General features: G+C 69.5%; 18 protein-coding genes and 2 pseudogenes. 8 read left to right on the top strand and 12 right to left on the bottom strand.

The features are described from left to right. Positions 1 to 63 precede the first annotated feature (63 nt). From coaE to M2437_RS25570, 6 genes and pseudogenes are all read right to left on the bottom strand, one after another. Positions 64 to 684, bottom strand: a complete 621-nt coding sequence (coaE, locus tag M2437_RS25595; RefSeq protein WP_253389052.1) for a dephospho-CoA kinase — start codon at positions 682 to 684, stop codon at positions 64 to 66. Further along, positions 681 to 1,519: pseudogene (locus tag M2437_RS25590) on the bottom strand (shikimate dehydrogenase). The gene coaE and the pseudogene M2437_RS25590 overlap by 4 nt, the downstream one beginning before the upstream one ends. 28 nt (positions 1,520 to 1,547) lie before the next feature. Next, positions 1,548 to 2,567, bottom strand: a complete 1,020-nt coding sequence (locus M2437_RS25585; protein ID WP_253389050.1) for a cation diffusion facilitator family transporter — start codon at positions 2,565 to 2,567, stop codon at positions 1,548 to 1,550. Positions 2,568 to 2,581: 14 nt separating this feature from the next. Beyond that, complete coding sequence (locus M2437_RS25580) at positions 2,582 to 3,196, bottom strand: Maf family protein (RefSeq protein ID WP_253389049.1); 615 nt, start codon at positions 3,194 to 3,196, stop codon at positions 2,582 to 2,584. Positions 3,197 to 3,212: 16 nt separating this feature from the next. Beyond that, positions 3,213 to 4,364, bottom strand: a complete 1,152-nt coding sequence (locus M2437_RS25575; RefSeq protein ID WP_277570402.1) for a glycosyltransferase family 61 protein — start codon at positions 4,362 to 4,364, stop codon at positions 3,213 to 3,215. Between the two features lie 11 nt (positions 4,365 to 4,375). Then, entirely contained in the window at positions 4,376 to 5,206 is an 831-nt protein-coding gene (locus tag M2437_RS25570) for a pyruvate, water dikinase regulatory protein (RefSeq protein WP_003597705.1), read from the bottom strand. 747 nt (positions 5,207 to 5,953) lie between these two features. On the opposite strand from M2437_RS25570, the gene hemE reads away from it, so the two are divergent. The 4 genes from hemE to M2437_RS25550 all read left to right on the top strand — a co-directional run bounded on the left by hemE (position 5,954) and on the right by M2437_RS25550 (position 8,372). Beyond that, positions 5,954 to 7,066, top strand: coding sequence for a uroporphyrinogen decarboxylase (hemE, locus tag M2437_RS25565; RefSeq protein WP_012253110.1), 1,113 nt, complete (start codon positions 5,954 to 5,956; stop codon positions 7,064 to 7,066). Continuing rightward, positions 7,063 to 7,512, top strand: coding sequence for an NUDIX hydrolase (locus M2437_RS25560; protein WP_253389047.1), 450 nt, complete (start codon positions 7,063 to 7,065; stop codon positions 7,510 to 7,512). The genes hemE and M2437_RS25560 overlap by 4 nt, the downstream gene beginning before the upstream one ends. Continuing rightward, positions 7,505 to 7,945, top strand: a complete 441-nt coding sequence (gene hemJ, locus M2437_RS25555) for a protoporphyrinogen oxidase HemJ (protein ID WP_012253111.1) — start codon at positions 7,505 to 7,507, stop codon at positions 7,943 to 7,945. The genes M2437_RS25560 and hemJ overlap by 8 nt, the downstream gene beginning before the upstream one ends. A gap of 85 nt (positions 7,946 to 8,030) precedes the next feature. After that, entirely contained in the window at positions 8,031 to 8,372 is a 342-nt protein-coding gene (locus M2437_RS25550; RefSeq protein ID WP_147016674.1) for a lysozyme inhibitor LprI family protein, read from the top strand. Between the two features lie 148 nt (positions 8,373 to 8,520). On the opposite strand, the gene hisG is transcribed toward M2437_RS25550, so the two are convergent. The 4 genes and pseudogenes from hisG to M2437_RS25530 form a co-directional block, all read right to left on the bottom strand. Further along, entirely contained in the window at positions 8,521 to 9,498 is a 978-nt protein-coding gene (hisG, locus tag M2437_RS25545; protein WP_182569300.1) for an ATP phosphoribosyltransferase, read from the bottom strand. Continuing rightward, positions 9,495 to 10,658, bottom strand: coding sequence for an ATP phosphoribosyltransferase regulatory subunit (locus M2437_RS25540; RefSeq protein ID WP_003597717.1), 1,164 nt, complete (start codon positions 10,656 to 10,658; stop codon positions 9,495 to 9,497). Before M2437_RS25540 ends, hisG begins: the two co-directional genes overlap by 4 nt. Positions 10,659 to 10,803: 145 nt before the next feature. After that, the gene (locus tag M2437_RS25535) at positions 10,804 to 11,691 is read right to left on the bottom strand and encodes a TIGR01459 family HAD-type hydrolase (protein ID WP_253389046.1); all 888 of its coding nucleotides are present in this window, start codon (positions 11,689 to 11,691) and stop codon (positions 10,804 to 10,806) included. 120 nt (positions 11,692 to 11,811) lie between these two features. Next, a pseudogene (locus M2437_RS25530) lies at positions 11,812 to 12,325 on the bottom strand (TetR/AcrR family transcriptional regulator). Between the two features lie 305 nt (positions 12,326 to 12,630). Here M2437_RS25530 and M2437_RS25525 point away from each other — a divergent pair. The 4 genes from M2437_RS25525 (at position 12,631) to M2437_RS25510 (ending at position 17,734) form a co-directional block, all read left to right on the top strand. Beyond that, positions 12,631 to 16,047: an acyl-[ACP]--phospholipid O-acyltransferase gene (locus M2437_RS25525; protein ID WP_253389044.1), complete on the top strand. Its 3,417-nt coding sequence runs from the start codon at positions 12,631 to 12,633 to the stop codon at positions 16,045 to 16,047. Between the two features lie 145 nt (positions 16,048 to 16,192). Continuing rightward, the gene (locus M2437_RS25520) at positions 16,193 to 16,594 is read left to right on the top strand and encodes a type II toxin-antitoxin system RelE/ParE family toxin (protein ID WP_253389043.1); all 402 of its coding nucleotides are present in this window, start codon (positions 16,193 to 16,195) and stop codon (positions 16,592 to 16,594) included. Then, on the top strand, positions 16,578 to 16,901 hold the full coding sequence (locus M2437_RS25515) for a helix-turn-helix domain-containing protein (protein WP_003597728.1): 324 nt from the start codon (positions 16,578 to 16,580) through the stop codon (positions 16,899 to 16,901). The genes M2437_RS25520 and M2437_RS25515 overlap by 17 nt, the downstream gene beginning before the upstream one ends. Before the next feature lie 146 nt (positions 16,902 to 17,047). Beyond that, the gene (locus M2437_RS25510) at positions 17,048 to 17,734 is read left to right on the top strand and encodes a DsbA family protein (protein ID WP_253389042.1); all 687 of its coding nucleotides are present in this window, start codon (positions 17,048 to 17,050) and stop codon (positions 17,732 to 17,734) included. A gap of 21 nt (positions 17,735 to 17,755) precedes the next feature. Here the strand turns inward: M2437_RS25510 and mbfA are convergent, their stop codons facing one another. Further along, a complete protein-coding gene (mbfA, locus tag M2437_RS25505; RefSeq protein WP_253389041.1) occupies positions 17,756 to 18,748 on the bottom strand; it encodes an iron exporter MbfA in 993 nt (330 codons plus the stop codon). A 48-nt stretch (positions 18,749 to 18,796) separates the two neighbouring features. Next, the gene (locus M2437_RS25500) at positions 18,797 to 19,819 is read right to left on the bottom strand and encodes a gamma carbonic anhydrase family protein (RefSeq protein ID WP_056111938.1); all 1,023 of its coding nucleotides are present in this window, start codon (positions 19,817 to 19,819) and stop codon (positions 18,797 to 18,799) included. Positions 19,820 to 19,968 lie beyond the last annotated feature (149 nt).

The raw sequence follows: 19,968 nt of genomic DNA, 5'->3' as shown, positions 1-19,968 counted from the left end.
GATCCGATGCAGGAGAACAGCCTGCGCGCAGCTCGCCAAGGATGCGTTAACCGGCAGAGCCCTTCAGCGGGTTCGGCTGGTCAGTTCCTCGACGATCCGCCCCACCTCCGCTTCCGCGGGTTCGAACCCGCGGCTCGTGTCGATCACGTAGTCCGCCCGCGCGCGCTTCTCGGCATCCGGCATCTGCTTGGCGCGGATCGCCTCGAACGCGTCCTCGGTCATACCGGGGCGGGCGAGCACGCGGGCGCGCTGCACCGGCGCCGGGGCGGTGACGACGAGGACGGCGTCGCAGCGGGCGTCGGCCCCGGTCTCGAACAGGAGCGGGATGTCGAGGACGACCAGCGGAGCACCGGCATTGCGGGCGAGGAAGGCGCGGCTCTCCTCCCGGACCAGCGGATGCACGATCGCTTCCAGCCGGGCGAGTTTTTCGGAATCCCCAAGCACCGCCTTGCGCAGGGCCGGCCGGTCGACGCCGCCCTCCGGCGTCAGGGTGCCCGGAAAGGCCTCGCCGATCGCCTGCGCCGCGGCGCCGCCCGGCCCGTAGAGGGCGTGGACCGCCGCGTCCGAATCGTGGACCGGCACGCCGCGGGCGGAGAACATCGCGGCGGTGGCCGACTTGCCCATGCCGATCGAGCCGGTGAGGCCGAGCACCACGGGACGGTGAGGTTGGTCAGGAGCACTCATTTCGCGACGAGATCCGCGACGATTGTTTGGCGCAGGGCCGGCGTCACCTCGGGCCGCAGGCCGAACCAGGCTTCGAATCCCGGCACCGCCTGGTGCAGCAGCATGCCGAGCCCATCGACCGCCGCGAGCCCCCGCGCCCGCGCCGCGGCGAGCAGCTTCGTCTCCAGCGGCACGTAGACGATGTCGGCCACCGCCGCGCGGTCCGGGAGCGGGGCGAGGTCGAGGTCGAGCGGCGGGTGGCCGGCCATCCCGAGCGAGGTGGTGTTGACGAGAAGCCCGGTGTCGGAAAGCGCGTCTGGCACGGCCTCCCAGGCCAGCGCCTCGATGTGTTCGGGATCGAGTTCGGCGAGCGCCCGCGCCCGCTCGGGGCTGCGGTTGGCGACGCGGACCGAGAGCCCCCGCTCCACCAGCCCGACAACGATGGCCCGCGCCGCGCCGCCCGCGCCGAGCACGAGGGCGGACGTGCCGGTCCGCTCGGGCCAGCGCGCCCCGAGGCTGTGGTCGAGATGGGCGATGAAGCCCGGCGCGTCGGTGTTGTCGCCGCGCACATGGTCGCCCTCGACGATCAGCGTGTTCACCGCGCCAATCTTCTGTGCCCGCTCCGTCAGGGAATCGGCCAACTGATAGGCCGCCTCCTTGTGCGGGATGGTGACGTTGCCGCCGGCAAAGCCCGAGGCCGGAAGCCCGCGGATGAAGGCCTCGAACGCCTCCGGCGCGCCACGTCGATGCGCTCGTAGCTGCCGTCCAACCCGTGCTCGGCGAGCCAGTGCCCGTGGATCAGCGGCGAGCGGGAATGCCGGATCGGATGGCCGACGACGAAGGCCCTGGCTGTCATGGAAACCTACTGGGAAAGTCGAGAGACATCACGCGACGCAGCTCGTCGGCAGCGTGCAGGCGGTCTGCCCCTCGATCTCGATCTGGATTGTGGCGTGACCGATCCCGAAGCGCGCCCGCAACGCGTCCGCCGTCTCCTTGAGGAAGAGCCGGTCGGGCGCCGCGTCGGCGATCACGAGATGGGCGGTGAGGGCGACTTCGGTGGTGCTCATCGGCCAGATGTGCAGGTCGTGCAGCCCGCGCACGCCGGGGCGGGCGGCGAGATAGGCGCGCACGGCCTCCGGATCGATGCCGGACGGCACCGCGGCGAGCGACATCGCCACGCTGTCGCGCAGGAGCCCCCAGGTCGCGGCGATGATGAGCGCGGCGATGGCGAGGCTCACCAACGGGTCGATCCAATCGAAACCGGTGGCGAGGATGACGAGGCCGGCGAGCACCACGCCGGCCGAGACCGCCGCGTCGGCCAGCATGTGCAGGTAGGCGCCGCGGATGTTGATGTCGTCTTTGGAACCCGAGGCGAACAGCCACGCGGTGAAGCCGTTAATGAGGATGCCGATGCCGGCCACCACCATCACCGTGGTCCCGGCGACGGGGGCCGGATCGAGGAAGCGCTGCACCGCCTCGACGATGATGCCGCCGGTGGCGACCAGAAGCACCACCGCGTTGAACAAAGCGGCGAGGATCGAGGAGCCGCGCAGGCCGTAGGTGAAGCGCGCGGAGGGCGCCCGCTTCACCAGCACCGCGGCGATCCAGGCGGCGGCGAGGCCGAGCACGTCGGAGAGGTTGTGGCCGGCATCGGCCACCAGCGCCATGGAGTTCGAGAGCCAGCCATAGGCCGCCTCGACGCCGACGAAGCCGAGGTTCAGCGCGATGCCGATGGCGAAGGCCGACCCGAAATTCTTCGGGGCGTGAACATGACCAAGCCCGCCATGAGCATGTCCCCCATGTCCATGATCGTGATCGTGATCATGGGAATGCTCATGATCATGACCGGCATGATCGTGGTCTTTCCGGTGGCTCTGCCGATGATCCTGCCGGTGGTCGTCCATCGTCCCTCGCCGTGTCAGAACGCCAGCAGGCCCATGCCCCGCAGCCGCGCGAGAAGGGGCGTGAGCGGCAGGCCGAGAACCGTCGAATGGTCGCCCTCGACCCGCTCGAACAGGTGGATGCCGAGCCCCTCGAGCTGGTAGGCGCCGACCGAACTCGTGACCGCCGCGCCCGCGAGCCGCAGATAGGCGTCGATGGCGCCCGCATCGAGGGGGCGCAGGGTCAGCCGCGCGGTTTCGACGAAATCCTCCGCGTGGCCGCCGCGCCGGATCGCGACCGCCGAATGCAGCGCGTGGGTCCGGCCCTGGAGCCGGGCGAGATGGGCGTGCGCGGCCGCGAGGTCGGCGGGCTTGTGGAAGACCTGGCCCTCGCATTCGAGCACTTGGTCGGCGCCGATCACGACGCGGCCGGGATGGCAGGCCGCCACCTCCTCCGCCTTGGCCTGGGCGAGCCGCCGCGCCAGCTCGACCGGGGCCAGGGCACCGCCCTCGGCCTCCAGGGCGCGCTCGTCGATCCGCGCGGGCGCCGTCTCCACCGGCAGGCCGGCCCCCGTCAGGAGATCGCGCCGGGTGGCGCTCGCCGAGGCGAGAAGGAGCGGTGCGGGGGCGAGCCAGAGGGGGGAAGCGTTCACGTCGAAAATGAATCCGTCAGCGCAGGCCGCGCCAGTCGAGCCAGTCGAACAGGAAGTCGATATCCTCGGGCGCCACCGAGAAGAACCCCTCCTCCGAGCGTTCCGAGCCGATCACATAGCCGCTGGCATGGCCGAGCGTGTGGTCGATCGAGCTTTGCAGGAAGCCGAGTTCGAGCCCGTTGTCGCGCAGCGCCACCACGGTGGTGCCGGGGCCTGCGAACAGCGAGCCGTGCAGCCCCGAACCGTACTCGCCGATGATCGTGCCGGCGGAGCGGAACAGCGCGATCTGTTCGGGCACGCTCAGCCGCTCGGGCCGGACGGGGGTGAAGCCGCGGGCCACCGCCTTTTCCTCGAACGCCGCCCGCTCCGCGAGGGTGCGCCGGTTGAGCGTGTCGGCATTGTCCGAGCGGGAGATCAGGAGTTTTTCGCTCCCCTGTTTCTCGCGGCGGCGACCGAGACGCCAGCGGGGCGGCCAGCGGGAGCCAGGCGCCGCACGATCGAGAAGGAAGCGGCGGGCCTGCCGCATCAGCGGCGAGGCGCGGCTGATGAAGCGGAGCGCCGTCGGCACGAGGAGCGAACGGCAGACGACGAGATCGCGGCTGCGGTCGTAGACGACGAGCCGGTCCTCGCCGATGCCGAGGAGGCCGAGCCAGTCCCGTGCGAAACGCGGCGTGTCGGCGGGCAGGAGGTAGCGCAGCCGCGTGATGTCGTGGCCGGCCCGGTCGAGCAGGAACAGCTTCGGCAGGAAATCGACCAGCCAGTGGCCGTACATCTGGTGGCCCATGCCGGTCAGCATCACGACCGGCTCCTCAACGGTGACGCGGCGCAGATCCGGCAGCCGCGCGGCGATGGCGCGGAAATGGCCCTCGAAGTTGACGGAGAAGATGTTGAGCTGGGCGGCGTACTGGAACACGCCGTCGAGGAGAACGACGCCCTCCTCGGTCACCTCCGCCCCCGGCAATTCGTAGAGGCTCGTCCCGAGCACGGTGGTCTGCTCGTGGTAGACGCGCAGCAGCTTGGGCGTCACCGCGCCGACCAGCAATTCGGGCGGGGGCGCCCAGTCCCGGTAGGACAGGCTGAGATCGGTGCAGCGCCCGCGCCCGGCCTGGACGGTCTCGCGCAGATCGGCCGCGGCGAGGCCGGCGTCTTCCATGCCGGCGTCTTCCATGTGCCGAAGCCTCAGGTCGCGATGAACTTGAGGCGGTGCTCGCGGTAGAGATCGAGGATCGCGGCGGCCGTTTCCTCGATCGAGCGGCGGGTCACGTCGATGGTCGGCCAGCGGTACTTGGCGCAGAGCCGGCGCGAGGCGGCGATCTCGTCGGAGACCGATTGCCGATCGACATAGGAGGAGTTGTCGTCGGCCTTCAGGCTGAGCAGGCGGTTCTGGCGGATCTGCACGATCCGCTCCGGGCTGGCGATCAGCCCGACGATCAGCGCCTTCTTCACCCGCTCGAAGCTCGGCGGCAGCGGCATCGAGGGGACCAGCGGCAGGTTCGCGGTCTTGAGCCCGCGATTGGCGAGATAGATCGAGGTCGGCGTCTTCGAGGTGCGGCTGACGCCGACCAGCACCACGTCGGCCTCGTCGAGATCGGCCGGCAGGTTGCCGTCGTCGTGCGCCAGGGTGAAGTTCATCGCGTCGATGCGCTTGAAGTACTCGGCGTTGAGCATGTGCTGGGCGCCCGGCCGCTCGGTCGAGGTCGCGCCGAGATAGGAGCGCAGCAGCGCGTGCACCGGCTGGAGCACGTTGAGCGTCGGCGAGCCCGTCTCGCGGCAGGCCTCCTCCAGGCGCTCGATCAGCTCGTGGCCGACCAGCGTATAGAGCACGAGGCCCGGCGCCGCCTTGATCTCGGAGATCACCCGTTCGAGCTGCGCGCCCGAGCGCACCAGCGGGTAAACGTGCTCGATGGCCGAGATGCCCTCGTACTGCACCGCCGCGGCGCGCCCGACATTGATCAGGGTCTCGCCGGTGGAATCCGAGACGAGATGGAGATGAAAGTAGCTGCGGCTCATCGTCGGCCCGTCTCTGCCGTGACGCTCGGTGCGAGGCGACACAGCCGCCCCGAGGGGATGCTTAGAGCATTTCCTCGGGCAAGCGCGATGCCGAATTGCCATCGGCCGTGGGGACGTCAGCTCCTATGCGGCCGGACGGCCCATCATCGCGGCGGCCGGAGCGCGTCGCCGACCCTCGCGGATGATGCCGGGGCCCGACCCAGGCCGTCATGGAACGACGAAGCCGAACCGCTCCGGCAGGGCAGCGCAGCGGCCGATTCCGTCACCACCCCGGAAAATTTCGATTGTGTTGTCAGCGCTTTAGCGTTCCGCCACCGCCACGCTGTCCCCAGGGCGCGTCCAGGGAGTCGATAAGTGGGGAAAACCAGGCCCGATCCGAGCGCGACGGCGGGTTGCCCCGAAATCCATCGACTCCGCCCTCAACACCCCGAGCTTGCGCACACGATGGAGTCGCCCGAATGGGAGAATCCGGGACCGAGGCGGCCATCAGGGCATACGGGCCCACGCAAGCCACTGCTGAGCTTGGCCTATCGTGGACATTAGATCCAATCCGTTAAGAGGGGATTAACGCCGTGGCCGTGGGGAGGGCCTGTGGACGCGCTTGCGGCATCACGATCCAACGTCCAAGAGAAAAAACAGAGATTCTAGAATCTCTATTTCTTTGAATAGGGCCGGGGTGGGGATGGCGCGGTCGCGATCCCTCCGGTCTCCCCCGAACGACAATCAGGCAGGATACGGGCTTCAGGCATGGCGGAGGCAAAGACGGCGGCAACGGTGGCGGAAAGGCCGGTGCTGCGGGTGCTGTCGGGAGAGGCGATCTCCCCGCCCCCGGCCTGGATGATGCGCCAAGCCGGCCGCTACCTGCCGGAATACCGGGCGACCCGAGCCGAGGCCGGATCCTTCCTCGATCTCTGCTACAACCCAGCCTTCGCCACCGAGGTGACGCTCCAGCCGATCCGCCGCTTCGGCTTCGAGGCGTCGATCCTGTTCTCCGACATCCTCGTGATCCCCCACGCGCTCGGCCAGGACGTGCGTTTCGTCGAGGGCGAGGGTCCGCGCCTCGATGCGCTCGAAGGCCGCGCCCAGTTCGAGCGCCTGCGCGAGGCCGGCGACCCGGCGATCTTTTCGCATCTGGCACCGGTCTTCGAGGCCGTCGAGCGCATCCGCGGGGCGCTTCCCCACGAGACCACGCTGCTCGGCTTCTGCGGCGCACCCTGGACCGTGGCGAGCTACATGATCGGCGGGCGCGGCACGGTGGATCTCGCCCCGGCCCGGGCGCTGGCGGCGGCCGACCCCGCGCTGCTGGACGCACTGCTCGACCGGCTCGTCGCCGTCCAGACCGAATATCTCGTCCGCCAGCTCCGTGCCGGCGCCGACGTGGTGCAGATCTTCGAATCCCATGCCGGCGTGCTGCCGGCTCTTGAGCGTCATGCCGGTGTGCTGCCCGAGTCGAGCGACGGCGATGCCCTGAAGCGCTACTCGCTCGGGCCGATCACGCGGATGGTTCAGGGCGTCCGGGCGCAGGTGCCGGACGCGAAGATCATCGTCTTCGCCAAGGGATCGGGGCTGGAGGGCCATGCCCGCGTCGTGCCCGAGACCGGCGCGAGCGCCGTCGGCGTCGATTGGGGTGTCGATCTGGCCGCCCTGCGGGCCCGTGTGCCGGCCTCGACGGTCACCCAGGGCAACCTCCACCCCGAGACCCTGATCGAGGGCGGGCGGGCCCTGGACGCGGCCGTGGACGCCATCCTGGCGGCGACCGAGGGTCTGCCGCACATCTTCAACCTCGGCCACGGCATCACCCCGCAGACGCCGATCGCCCATGTCGAGCAGATGCTGGCCCGGCTCAGAGGCGGCCGGTGACGCGTATCCGCGTCGCGGCCCTGGCTCTGACGCGCCGGGACGAGACGGGCGAGGCGTTGCTGGTGGTGCGCAAGCGCGGCAGCACGCGCTTCATGCTGCCCGGCGGCAAGTTCGAGGGCGGTGAGAGCGACGCCGCCTGCCTTGCCCGCGAGTTGCGGGAAGAACTCGCGCTCGCCTTCGACGCCCGCACGGCTGTGCGGCTCGGCCGGTTCGAGGCGGAGGCGGCCAACGAGCCCGGCCACATCGTCGAAGCGACCGTCTATCGGCAGGCCGCCACTCCCGGCCTGAACCCTGTCTGCGGTGCGGAGATCGAGGAGATCCGCTGGCTCTCGCTCACCGGCGGAACGGACGCGGCCGCTCTGCCGCTCGCACCGCTTCTGACCGGACAATTCCTGGCGCTCTTAAGCGCCGCATCCCCCACACGGAGTGCCTCACCCGGTGCTTGAGACCCTGTACCCTTGGATCAAAGCCTTCCACGTCATCGCGGTCATCTCTTGGATGGCGGCGATGCTCTACCTGCCGCGCCTGTTCGTCTATCACGCCGCCCTGCCGGCGGGCTCGCGGGTGCAGTCCGAGACCTTCAAGGTCATGGAGCGGCGCCTGCTCAAGGCGATCATGACCCCGGCCATGATCGTCACCTGGATCCTCGGCCTCTGGCTCGCGTGGCAGAGCGGCTACTACGCGGCGCCCTGGCTCCAGGCGAAGTTCGCCCTGGTGCTGGCGATGAGCGGCGTGCACGGCTTCCTCTCCCGCACGGTCAAGGACTTCGCCGCCGACCGCAACACGCGCAGCCAGCGCTTCTACCGGGTCATCAACGAGGTGCCGACGCTGCTGATGATCGTCATCGTCATCCTCGCGATCGTGAAGCCCTGGAGCTGATTTTTTGCCCGGCTCCGGGCACCGGGGCGCGCACGAGCCGTTGGAAAGGCAAAGCGTGGCCGTTGCTCACGCGGGAGCCTGTCCGATGCGTACGCTGTTTCTCGCCCTCGCCCTGAGCCTCGCGGCAGCCTCCCCCGCGGCGGCGGCGAGCTTCGCCTGCGCCAAGGCCGAGACGCCGGACGAGAAGACGATCTGCGACACCCGCCCCCTCAACGACCTCGACGTCGAGATGGCGGTGCGCTTCGACATCCTCAAAGACCTGCTGCCGATGGGCAACCGCACCAAGATGCAGGACGATCAGGAGGCCTGGCTCAAGGACCGCCGCGCCTGCGGCGCCGATGTGGCCTGCCTCACCGCGGCCTATGAGGGCCGGCTCAAGGTGCTGCGGGGCGTGCTGTCGGAGTTCGCCAAACAGGGCGGGCAGTAGGGCGCTTTCCCACCAAACCCCTCATCCTGAGGTGGCGCGCAAGCGCCCTCGAAGGATCCTCCAGGGATCGCGCGGGATCTGGAGGATCCTTCGAGGCTCCGCTTCGCTCCGCATCTCAGGATGAGGCCGCGGATGGGGGACGCCTATCTCACAGCCGCGCCAGCAGACGCTCCGCCAGCGGGTTCTCCGCCGCGAAGGCGTAATCGATCCGCCGCACAGTGACGGACTGCGCCCCGGCCTGCACCAGGGCGTCGGAGAGATCGAACACCGCATCCACGGGGCAGCGCATCACGATCTCGCCGTCGGCGCCGCGCGGGGCGCCGTAGGGCAGCTCGGCCTCGTGCAGGCCGGCGATCGTGGCCAGATCGATCTCGCCGGATTCGGGCAGCCCCGCGCGCACCTCGCGGCTGGTGCGGGCGCGCTCCTCCGCCGCGATGCGGCCGAGCACGGTGCGCAAGGCGGCCCGCGCCGTCTCGCCCCAGGGGGCTTTCAGCGACGCGACGAGGTTGGCCTCCGAGCGCAGCATCACCCCGTCATCGAGGATCTTCAGCGCGTTGGCCGCGAGCGTGGTGCCGGTGGTGGTGATGTCGACGATGATCTCCGCCGAGCCCGCCGCCGGGGCGCCCTCGGTGGCGCCTAAGCTCTCGACGATGCGGTAATCTGCGATGCCGGCCTCGGCGAAGAAGCGGCGCGTCAGGTTCACGTATTTGGTGGCGATGCGCATCCGCCGGCCCTGGCGCAGGCGCATTTCGCTGGCGACCTCGTCGAGATCGCTCATGGCGCGCACGTCGATCCACGCCTGGGGCACCGCCACGACCACGCTGGCATGGCCGAAGCCGAGCGGCGTCAAGAGTTCGACGCTCGCGCCCGGATCGGGCAGCATCTCGCGGATCAGATCCTCGCCGGTCACGCCGAGATGGGCGGCGCCGCTCGCGAGCTGGCCGGCGATCTCGGAGGCTGAGAGGTAGCGCACCTCGACACCGGGGAGCCCCGCCAGCGTGCCGCGATACTCACGCGCCCCCGCCTTCTGCACGAGCTTGAGCCCGGCGCGTGAGAAGAAGGCGCTGGCATTCTCCTGAAGCCGGCCCTTCGAGGGGACGGCGAGAACGAGGGGCGAATCGGTCACGCGACAACTCCTTCGCTTCCGCTCGTATCGGCTTGGGCGCAGCGCGACAGCCAGAACGCGCAGCCCACCGCCGGCAGCGGCACCGGGCTGCCGAGCTGCTGCAGGAGCCCGTCATAGCGCCCGCCGCCGACCAGGGTCGGGCCACCCTGGGGACCCGTCACCTCGAAGATGAAGCCGGTGTAATAGTCGAGGTTGCGCGCGAACCCGCCGTTGAACCGGAAGCGCTCGACCGGCAGACCCCGCGCCGCCATGAAGCCGGTGCGCTCCTCGAACAGGGCGAGCGCCGCCTCCAGCCCGTCATGGGTCAGACCCGCCTCGCGCGCCAGCGCCCGCACCGCGGCCACGGCCGCATCGGGATCGCCGGAGATGGCGCAGTAGCGCTCGATTACTTCGCGGTTCGTCGCGTTGAGGCCGGCGCCCCCATGCGCCTGCGCCGAGGCCTTGGCGAGGAAGCGCTCGGCGATGGCGCCGGCGCTGCGCCCGCCCACCTGCGAGATGCCGGCGATGGACAGCACGTCCTCCACGAAGGCGCGCACGGCACCCGCATCCTGGCCCTGGATCGCGGCGAGCAGGCCGGCATGGCGATCCTCGGCCTGCACGCTGTTGGCGACCTCGTCGAGGGAGCGCCCGGCGGCGATGGCCCGCAGGGTCCGGCGCTTGGCCACTGGCGGCACGTGGAGGGCGTCGAGGAAGGCGTGGGTCAGGCCCATATCGCCGAGCCGCACGGTGACATCGGAGCGCCCGAGCAGGGCGAGTCCCTCGAGGGCGAGCCCCAGCACCTCGGCATCCGCCGCCGGGGTGTCGGTGCGCCCGATCGACTCGATGCCGCCCTGGACGAACTCGTCGGGCTCACCCGCCACGAGGCGGAAGACGGGGCCGAGATAGCTGTAATCGGCGCTCTCGCCGGGCCGGGTCGCCTGATGCAGGCGGCAGACGGGAATGGTGAATTCCGGCCGCAGGCACAGTTCGGCCCCGTTCGCGTCCTGCGTCACGAAGATGCGCCGCCGGATGTCCTCGCCCGACAATTCGAGGAACGGCTCCACCGGCTGCAGCACGGGGGGCGATGCGGGCACGTATCCGCAGGCGGAAAAATGCGCCGACAGCCGCACATGGCGCAACGCCTCCGCGCCGCTCGGGCCGCCTGCCTCCGGTCTCGTCATCGTCTCGGATCCAGCTTGATTTCGGCCCCCATAGCAATCGCGTCACCGGTTGGCGACCGCGCCGGGGTATTTCCGCGCGGATCGGACTGCGTAAGAGCCATAGAATGGGCAGGAAGGGGGGCCGGCTTTCCGCTGACCTCCGCGATTACCAGACCAGCCGCTCGATCACCGCGTCGGGCTTCACCTCCTGGCGCGACAGCCAATCGGCGATGTCGCCGAGGCTGTGATGCTCGGCCGTGACGCCGAGTTCCTCCGCATGGATGCCACGGGCGACGAGGACCGAGGGGATGCCGTAGCCGGCCGCACCGGCGATGTCGGTGCGGATCGCATCGCCCACCGCCACCGTGCGGCGCGTGTCCGGCGGCGGCAGGCCGTCAAGTTCCCCGGCCATGGCCAGCGCCGTCTCGTAGACCGGCCGATAGGGTTTGCCCGCATAGACGACCGCGCCGCCGATGGCTTCGTAAGCCTGGGCGATCAGGCCGGCGCAGGGGATCAGTTTCTTGTCGCGTTCGACCACGAGATCGGGGTTGGCGCAGATCATCGGCACCTTGCGCTGGCGGAACTCAGCCAGCGCCTCGCGGTAATCCTCCGCCGTCTCGGTATCATCATCGAACAGACCGGTGCAGACGATGCGCTGCGCCTCTGCCGCCGGCACCAGGGTGAGGTCGAGGCGATCGAAGACCGGCGCGTCGCGCTCCGGCCCCAAATGGTACACCCGCTCGCCCGGATGCTCGGCGATCAGCCGCCGGGTCAGATCGCCGGAGGTGAGGATCGCGTCGTAGGCCTCCCGCGGCACGCCGTAGCCGTCGAGGATCTTTTGGACGCCTTGCCAGGGGCGAGGGGCGTTCGAGACGAGAATGACGCGACGCGGCCGGGGTCCGGGGAGTCCGCGGAAGCGGATCAGCGCCTCGCCGGCCGCGACATGGCCCCGCGTCCCGTCATGCAGCACGCCCCAGACATCGCACAGGATCAGGTCGTAGCGCTCGGCGACCTCCGCGAAGTGGCGCAGCGTCGGGACGGAAGGGTGAGTCATCGAAGGATCCGGTCGGGCGGTGTTGCGGGCTCTATACCCGTCTTCGCGTCTCACTGAAGACCGCCGGCCGGTTCCGCTCGCGCACCACCCTTCCCGCCGGGCGGAAAGGGTCGCAAAAAATCACCCCAGAAACCGCCCCACCAGCAGCCGGGCGAGATCCTGCGGCGGGTCGGGGGTGAGCACGGCGAGCTTGCGCGAGGTCGAGAGCGATGGCGAGCCCGTGCAGGGCGGCCCAGAGGGCGGCCACCGCCCGGCGGCGCTCGTCGGCGGGGACGATCAGCGGCGCCAGCACCGTATCGACGAGCATGACCGGCTCGGCCAGGGCCGCGGCGTACCAGTCCGGAAACGGCTGGTCCGGCGCGACGAGATGCTCGAACAGCAGGCTCCAGACCCGCGGGTCGGCGGCGACGAAGACGAGATAGGCGTCGGCCAGGACCAGGGCGTTGTCCCGCGCCGCCCGCTCCGGATCGATCACGGCGCTCAGCGCCGTATGCAGCCGGGCCAGGGTGCGGGCGTTGACCCGAAGGACCACCTGATCGAGGTCGCCCACCGCGTTGTAGATCGAGTTCGGCGCGTAGCCGATGGCCGCCGCCAGCCGCCGCATGCCGAGCGCACGATAGCCTTCGTTGCGCACGAGGCTCTCCGCCGCGCCCGCAACCAGCGCGATGAAGCCCTCGCGGTCGTGCTCGCCCCGCGGTCCGCTGCCTCGTGCCTTGGGTGCCGAGTCTCTTGCCGCCTCTTTTGCCAAATCGGTCTCCGTGCCTGCGCGCCGCCCGTTCCCGTGCCGGTTCGCACGCGGCATCTGGGGTAGATTGCACGCCGTGCAATATCAAGCTTGCAGCCGGCTCGGACCGCGTTCATTTTGAACACCGTGCAAAAAACGGATTTGACGCCTACGCCGTCGGCAGGCAGTCATGCCCGGAGCCGGGAGAGACCACGATGTTCCGCACACTGATGACGACGCGACGCTTCGCGCCGCTGTTCTGGTGCCAATTCTTTTCAGCCTTCAACGACAATTTCCTCAAGAACGCGCTCGCTCTGCTGATCCTGTTTCAGGTGAGTGCGCGGGGCGAGAGTTCGGGCGGGGTGCTGGTGACGCTGGCCAGCGCCGTGTTCATCGGCCCGTTCTTCATCCTGTCGGGCCTCGGCGGGCAGATGGCCGACCGCTACGACAAGGCGGTGCTGGCCAAGCGGCTGAAATTCGCGGAGATTTTCGCGGCCCTGCTCTCGGTGCTCGGCTTCTGGCTGCACTCGGTGCCGCTGCTGTTCGCGGCCCTCGGCCTGTTCGGGATCATCGCGGCGCTGTTCGGGCCGATCAAGTACGGCATCCTGCCCGACCACCTGAAGCGCGAGGAGCTGACCGCCGGCAACGCGCTCGTCGAGGCCGCGACCTTCCTCGCCATCCTGCTCGGCACCATCACCGCGGGTCTGGCCATGGCGATGGGCGGCCACGCGCTCGGGCTCGGCGCCGGGCTGATGGGCATGGCGGTCCTGTGCTGGCTCGCCGCGCGGATGATCCCGGCCACCGGCGAGGGCGCGCCCGACCTGCATGTCGACCGCAACGTCGCCCGCTCCACCGCCGAACTCCTGCGCGACCTGTGGTCCGACACGCGGCTGTGGCGCGGCTCGGTGATCGTCAGCTGGTTCTGGCTCGTCGGCGTGGTCATCCTCTCGCTGATGCCCGTGCTGGTGCGCCAGACCCTCAACGGCACCGAGATCGTCGCCACCACCCTGCTCGCGATCTTCTCCGTCGGCATCGCGGTCGGCTCAGGCCTCGCCTCGTGGCTCGCGAGCGGGCGCATCGTGCTGCTGCCGACGCCGGTCGGCGCGGTGCTGATGGGCCTGTTCGGGCTCGACCTCGCCTGGACGGTCTCGCAGGTGAGCCCCGCCATCGGAGAGCCGGTCGGCGCCTGGGACTTCATCTCCGGCGGCTCGGGCCTGCGCATCGCCATCGACTTCTTCGGTCTCGCCGTCGCCGGCGGGCTCTACGTCGTGCCCTCGTTTGCCGCGGTGCAGGCCTGGACCGAGAAGGCCAAGCGCGCCCGCGTCATCGGCGCGGTCAACGTGCTGACGGCCGCCTTCATGGTCGCCGGCACCCTGGCGCTCGCGGTGCTTCAGGGTCTCGGCCTCTCCACGGCGCAGCTTCTCGGCCTCGTGGCCGTGCTCAACCTGATCGCCGGCGCGGTGATCCTCGTGACCCTGCCGACGAACCCCCTGCGCGACGCCCTCTCGATCCTGTTCCGCGCCTTCTACCGCCTGGAGGTGAAGGGCCTGGAGAACGTCGAGAAGGCGGGCCCGAACGCCATCGTCGCCCTCAACCACGTCTCCTTCCTCGACGCGCCGCTGGCGCTCTCGCTGCTCGACAAGGAACCGGTCTTCGCCATCGACCACGGCATTGCCCAGCGCTGGTGGGTGAAGCCGTTCCTCAAGGTGACGAAGGCGATGCCGCTCGACCCGACGCGGCCGCTGGCCACCCGCACGCTGATCAACGCGGTCAAAAGCGGCGAGACGCTGATCATCTTCCCCGAGGGCCGGCTCACCGTCACGGGCAGCCTGATGAAGGTCTATGACGGCGCGGGCCTCATCGCCGACAAGTCCGGCGCCATGGTCGTGCCGGTGAAGATCGACGGGCCGGAGCGCACCATCTTCTCGCGCCTGAAGCGCGATCAGGTCCGCCGGGCGTGGTGGCCGAAGGTGACGGTGACGATCATGCCGCCGGTCCGCCTCCACGTCGATCCCGAACTCAAGGGCAAGAACCGCCGTCGTGCTGCGGGCGCGGCGCTCTACGACATCATGTCGGACCTCGTCTTCGAGACCGCCGACATCGACCGCGGCGTCTTCGCCGCGCTCATCGAGGCGGGCCAGCTTCACGGCTGGCGGCGCACGGCGCTCGAAGACCCGGTCTCGGGCACGATGAGCTATGCCCGCCTCGTGATGGGCGCCAACATCCTGGGCCGGAAGCTTCAGGCGCTGCTGCCCGACGCGAAAAAGCCGGTCGGGCTGATGCTGCCCAACGCCAACGGCGCGGCGGTGACGTTCTTCGCGCTGGCCAGTGCCGGCCGCGTGCCGGCGATGATCAACTTCTCCGCCGGCCCCGCCGCGGTGCTCTCGGCTTGCCGGGCGGCGCAGGTCGACACCCTCCTCACCTCGCGCGCCTTCATCGAGAAGGGGCGCCTCGGCGCCCTGATCGAGGGCATCCAGGGAACCTTGCGCCTGATCTATCTCGAGGACGTGCGGGCGGGCGTCACCACGGGCGACAAGATCCGCGGATTCTTGGAGCCCCGCCGTCCTCTCGTCGCGCGGCATGGCAGCGATCCGGCAGCGATCCTGTTCACCTCAGGCAGCGAGGGCACGCCGAAGGGTGTGATGCTCGCCAACCGGGCGATGCTCGCCAACACCGCGCAGGTCGCTGCCCGCATCGATTTCGGGCCGCGCGACAAGGTGTTCAACGTGCTGCCGGTGTTCCACGCCTTCGGGCTGACGGCGGGGCTCGTGCTGCCGCTGATCTCGGGTGTGCCGGTCTACCTCTACCCCTCGCCGCTGCACTACCGGATCGTGCCCGAACTCATCTACGGCACCAACGCCACGGTCCTGTTCGGCACCGACACCTTCCTCACCGGCTACGCGAAGATGGCGCATTCCTACGACCTGCGCTCCCTGCGCTACGTCGTGGCCGGCGCCGAGCCGGTGAAGCAGGCGACCCGCAAGACCTGGGCGGAAAAATTCGGCCTGCGCATCCTGGAAGGCTACGGCGTGACCGAATGCGGGCCGGTGCTCGCGCTCAACACGCCGATGTTCAACCGCTTCGGCACGGTCGGCCGGCTGCTGCCGGGCATCGAATCGCGGCTCGAGCCCGTGCCCGGCATCGAGGAGGGCGGACGCCTCATGGTGCGCGGCCCCAACATCATGCTCGGCTACCTGCGGGCGGAAAACCCCGGCGTGCTCGAGCCGCCCGCCGACGGCTGGTACGACACCGGCGACATCGTCGCTTTTGATGCCGACGGCTTCGTGACGATCAAGGGCCGGGCCAAGCGCTTTGCCAAGATCGCGGGCGAGATGGTGTCGCTGGCCAGCGTCGAGGCCTTGGCCGCCGAACTCTGGCCCGACGCCCCGAGCGCGGTGGCCGCCGTGCCCGATGCCCGCAAGGGCGAGCGCCTGATCCTGTTCACGCAAGCCAAGGGCGCGACGCGGGCCGCCTACCAGACCCACGCCAAGAGCCGGGGCGCGGCCGACGTCGCGGTCCCCGCCGAGGTGGTCGTCGTCGAAGGACTACCAATGCTCGGCACCGGCAAGGTCGATCAGGTCAGCGTGACGAAGCTCGCACGCGAGCGGGCCGCGACGGCGGAGGCGGCGTGAGGGTTGGGTTGGGGGACGTGATCCCATCTGATCTCTCATCCTGAGGTGCCGGCGCGGAGCATCGGCCTCGAAGGGTTATCCAGATCCCTGAAAGGTCCTTCGAGGGTGCCCTTTAAAAAGATAGCACTCAGTGCTATCTTGGTGCATGGTCGACGACCGCCTGAATGCTGACGCCGATGAGAATGTCTCGCGAGCTTTCAAGACCGCCGTCTTTGCTCGGTCGGCCCGCAAAGCGCGCATAAGAGATTCCGAGCTTTGTGAGGCTCTCCGAGAGGTCATGGCCGGCCAAGCGGATGATCTCGGCGGCGGGGTCTTCAAGAAGCGCCTGAACAAGAACATGCACCGGAGCATGATCTTAGCGAAAGGCGGACGATACTGGATCTACGAATACCTCTTCGCCAAGAAGGATCGCGATAACATCGATGACGATGAGCTGAGGGACTTCAAGCTGCTCGCAAAGGGTTACGCTTCTCTAGCTAAAGAGCAGATCGACAAACTCGTATCAGACAAGGACCTTCTGGAAATCTGCGATGGCGACAAAGCGTAAGTACAGGAGCGACATTTCCGAGGCGATTCACGCCTCGGCAGCCATGTTGCATAAGGTCGGGGCGCTGGACAAAGCCACCATGCGCGACTTCGATGCGCGCCACCTGATGGTGCCGGACATGATCGAGCCGGCCCAGATCAAGAGGCTCCGCGAGGCCAACAACGTCAGCCAGCCGGTATTCGCTCGCTATCTCAACACCAGCGAGAGCACGATCGAGAAGTGGGAGACCGGTGCCAAACGTCCCAGCGGCATGGCGCTGAAGCTCCTGGCGGTGGTCCAAAAACACGGCTTGCAAGTCCTCGCCTGAAACGACCGCATCCCCTTCATGCCGAAACCGGCCGGTCGCTCGGCGGTCGGATTGCCGGCCCGAGCGGTGCAAAAATAAACCATGCTCGGCGGATATAGCGCGTCATGCGCGGTCCGCTCAGACCGCGCCCGATCAGGGATCCGCCTATGAGCCTCGACCGCCGCCGCTTCCTCGCCGCCTCGCTCGGCCTCGCGATCGCCGGCCCTGCCGCCGCGCAGAGCTATGGCCAGACCTTCAAGGTCGAGAACGACGAGGGCCGGCCGGTGGCCAACATGCGGCTGCCCGGCGAAATCACCGGGCAGATCCAGGAATTGCGCGGCGTCACCTATGTCGGGCCGCGCGAGGCCGAGGTGACCCTCTACGAGTTCTTCGATTACAACTGCCCCTGGTGCCGCAAGGCCGCCGCCGACGTCACTGCGCTCGCCGCCAGCGATCCGGCCCTGCGGATCGGCCTCGTCCACAACCCGATCCTCTCACCGATGTCGGCCCAGGCCGCCAAGGTCTCGCTCGCCGTCCAGCGCAAGCTCGGCTCGGCGGCGGCCTTCGCTTTCTACGGCCAGCTTCTCGCCACCAAGGGCCAGATCGACGGGCTCAAGGCGCTCGAGATCGGTGCCAAGGCCGGGGTGACGCGGGCCGAACTCGAACAGATCGCCGACAGCGACGAGGTGCGCGAGGCGATGCGCGCCCACATGACCGTCGCGGCCAATCTCGGCCTCACCGCGACCCCCTCCTACGTCCTCGGCAACACTGGCGTGCTCGGCCATCCCGGCGTGAAGTCGCTGGCGAAGATGATCGGGGCAATGCGGCGCTGCGATCAGATCGCCTGCGGGTAGGCGCGCTCGTCCACGGGCCCGTCAGGCGCCGCCGATGAGGATGCCCGTCGCGAGCACGAGGGAGCCGCCGAGCACGATCTGGAAGGCGGCGCGCAGGAAGGGCGTCTCCATGTAGCGGTTCTGGATCCAGACGATGGCCCAGAGTTCGAAGAAGACCACGGCGAAGGCGATGCTCGTCGCCAGCCAGAAGTTCGGGATCACGTAGGGCAGCGCGTGGCCGAGGCCGCCGAGCGCGGTCATCACGCCGGAGGCGAGGCCGCGCTTCAGCGGTGAGCCGCGCCCGGAGATCTTGCCGTCGTCGTGCGCGGCCTCGGTGAAGCCCATCGAGATGCCCGCGCCGATCGAGGCCGAGAGGCCGACGAGGAAGGTCGTCCACGGGTTCTGCGTGGCAAACGCCGTGGCGAAGATCGGCGCGAGCGTCGAGACCGACCCGTCCATGAGGCCGGCAAGCCCCGGCTGGACCCAGGTCAGGATAAACTGGCGATGCGCGGCCGCGTCCTCCTCGTCGCGGACGGAGCCGCCGAGATGCTCGTCCGCCAGCGCTTCGGCCGTCCGTTCGTGCGCGCTTTCCGCCGCGGCGAGGTCGCCGAGCAGGCGGCGCGTGTCGGCGTCGGTCGAGCGCCGGGCGGCGGCGAGGTAGAAATCGCGCGCCTGCCGCTCCATCGCGGCGGCCTCCTCGCGGACCCGGTCGAGCCCGAGATTGCGCATCAGCCAGACCGGCTTGCGGCTGTAATAGCCGGCGATGTGCTCGCGCCGGATCGGGATGATGAAATCGCCGAAGCGCTCTTTGTAGCGCGCGATCAGGCGGCGCCGGTGCTCGTCCTCGGCCTCCGCCATCGCGTCGAACAGGGCGGCCGAATGGGGATAGTCGCCGCGCAGGCGTCCCGCATAGGCGCGGTAGATCTGGCCGTCCTCCTCCTCGGACCCGATCGCGAGGGCCAGGATCTCCTGCTCGCTGAGATCGTCGAACCGTTTCCGGCCGCCGAGCGTCAGCATCGAGAGACGGCTCATCATAACTTTATCGACTCCGGGGACGGCGCGTTGGAGAGGGCGCGGATGGCCTTACCCCTCCTGCTCCTGCAGCAGCCGGTACTCGCGCCCGTGCCGGCAATAGCCCTCGACGATGTGGCTCATCATCGCGCGCTTCGCCGCGTCGAGGGTGCCGAGGATGCGGGCCGGGCGCCCGCCCCAGAGATGGCCGCCCTCCAGCAACTGGCCCGGATCGGTGGTCGCGCCGCCGGCCAGCATCACGTCGTCGGCCACCACCGTGCCCGGCGCCAGCACCGAGCCGATGCCGATGAGGCTGCGGGCGCCGATCCGGCAATCGGCCATCCGCACGTTGTGGCCGATCGTGGTGTCGCGCCCGATCACCACGCCCTCGCCGCGGCTGCGGATCACCGTGTTGTCCTGGATGTTGGTGTCGGCGCCGACCACGATCGGCCCGACCTCCGCGGCGAGTTCGCAGGAGAACAGCACCGTCGATCCGGCGCCCAGCGCGATGCGGCCGGAGAGCCGGGCGGTGCGGGCCACGAACACGCTCTCTTCGGTCTCGGGCGGCTCAGGATGCGCGGCCGGGCTCGCCGCCTCGCCGGACGCCTCCCGCAGGCGCTCGGCCCGCTCGGCCAGTTCCTCCGGCGTCACCGGGCGCAGGCGCTTGGCCGGGTTGCCGCCATAGGCGAAGCCGCTCTCGAGCTTCGAGCGCGGGAAGATGGTGGCGCCCGCTTCGATCAGCACGTTGTTGCCGACGATCGCCCCGTCGAGGATGATCGCGTCGTCCTCGATCACCACGTCCGAGCCCACGGTGCAGGCATGCACCACCGCGTTGCGGCCGACCGTGACCCGGTCGCCGATATGGGTCGGCAGCGATTCGGTGGCGATGTGGACGGTGGAGCGGGCACCGAGCCAGAAGCGGTCGCCCGCGGTGATCGGCTGGCCGTCGCTGCGGATCACGCTGTCGTCGCCGAGCCAGGCCTGGGCCCCGAGGGTGGCGGCGCCGATCACGGTGCTGGCGCGCCCGCACCAGACGGGGCGGCTGGCGAAGACGGGCAGGATGCCGTCGTAGGGCAGGATCAGGTCGGGCGTCACGTCGCGGCTCGCTGTTCGTCGAAACGGCGCCGGTGGCGCGGTCCTATTGTTGAGCCATATAGGCTCACGGGCAAAGGGGGTCACGGGCCGGCGCGAAACGCCGGGGCCGGTCTGTCGGCGCCGCGTACGCGTTCCCTCAATATGGGTCA

It is taken from the genome of Methylorubrum pseudosasae (assembly GCF_029504475.1).
Classification (GTDB): Bacteria; Pseudomonadota; Alphaproteobacteria; order Rhizobiales; family Beijerinckiaceae; genus Methylobacterium; species Methylobacterium extorquens.
Note: the sequence above shows the minus strand (reverse complement) of the source record. Positions and strands in the feature narration are given on the sequence as shown.

Bases quoted from the DNA above. Each gene is read 5' to 3' on its own strand.
- coaE (WP_253389052.1), bottom strand. From the start codon at position 684: ATGAGTGCTCCTGACCAACCTCACCGTCCCGTGGTGCTCGGCCTCACC.
- M2437_RS25585 (WP_253389050.1), bottom strand. From the start codon at position 2,567: ATGGACGACCACCGGCAGGATCATCGGCAGAGCCACCGGAAAGACCAC.
- M2437_RS25575 (WP_277570402.1), bottom strand. From the start codon at position 4,364: ATGGAAGACGCCGGCATGGAAGACGCCGGCCTCGCCGCGGCCGATCTG.
- M2437_RS25570 (WP_003597705.1), bottom strand. From the start codon at position 5,206: ATGAGCCGCAGCTACTTTCATCTCCATCTCGTCTCGGATTCCACCGGC.
- hemE (WP_012253110.1), top strand. From the start codon at position 5,954: ATGGCGGAGGCAAAGACGGCGGCAACGGTGGCGGAAAGGCCGGTGCTG.
- M2437_RS25550 (WP_147016674.1), top strand. From the start codon at position 8,031: ATGCGTACGCTGTTTCTCGCCCTCGCCCTGAGCCTCGCGGCAGCCTCC.
- M2437_RS25540 (WP_003597717.1), bottom strand. From the start codon at position 10,658: ATGACGAGACCGGAGGCAGGCGGCCCGAGCGGCGCGGAGGCGTTGCGC.
- M2437_RS25535 (WP_253389046.1), bottom strand. From the start codon at position 11,691: ATGACTCACCCTTCCGTCCCGACGCTGCGCCACTTCGCGGAGGTCGCC.
- M2437_RS25525 (WP_253389044.1), top strand. From the start codon at position 12,631: ATGTTCCGCACACTGATGACGACGCGACGCTTCGCGCCGCTGTTCTGG.
- M2437_RS25520 (WP_253389043.1), top strand. From the start codon at position 16,193: ATGGTCGACGACCGCCTGAATGCTGACGCCGATGAGAATGTCTCGCGA.
- M2437_RS25515 (WP_003597728.1), top strand. From the start codon at position 16,578: ATGGCGACAAAGCGTAAGTACAGGAGCGACATTTCCGAGGCGATTCAC.
- M2437_RS25510 (WP_253389042.1), top strand. From the start codon at position 17,048: ATGAGCCTCGACCGCCGCCGCTTCCTCGCCGCCTCGCTCGGCCTCGCG.
- mbfA (WP_253389041.1), bottom strand. From the start codon at position 18,748: ATGATGAGCCGTCTCTCGATGCTGACGCTCGGCGGCCGGAAACGGTTC.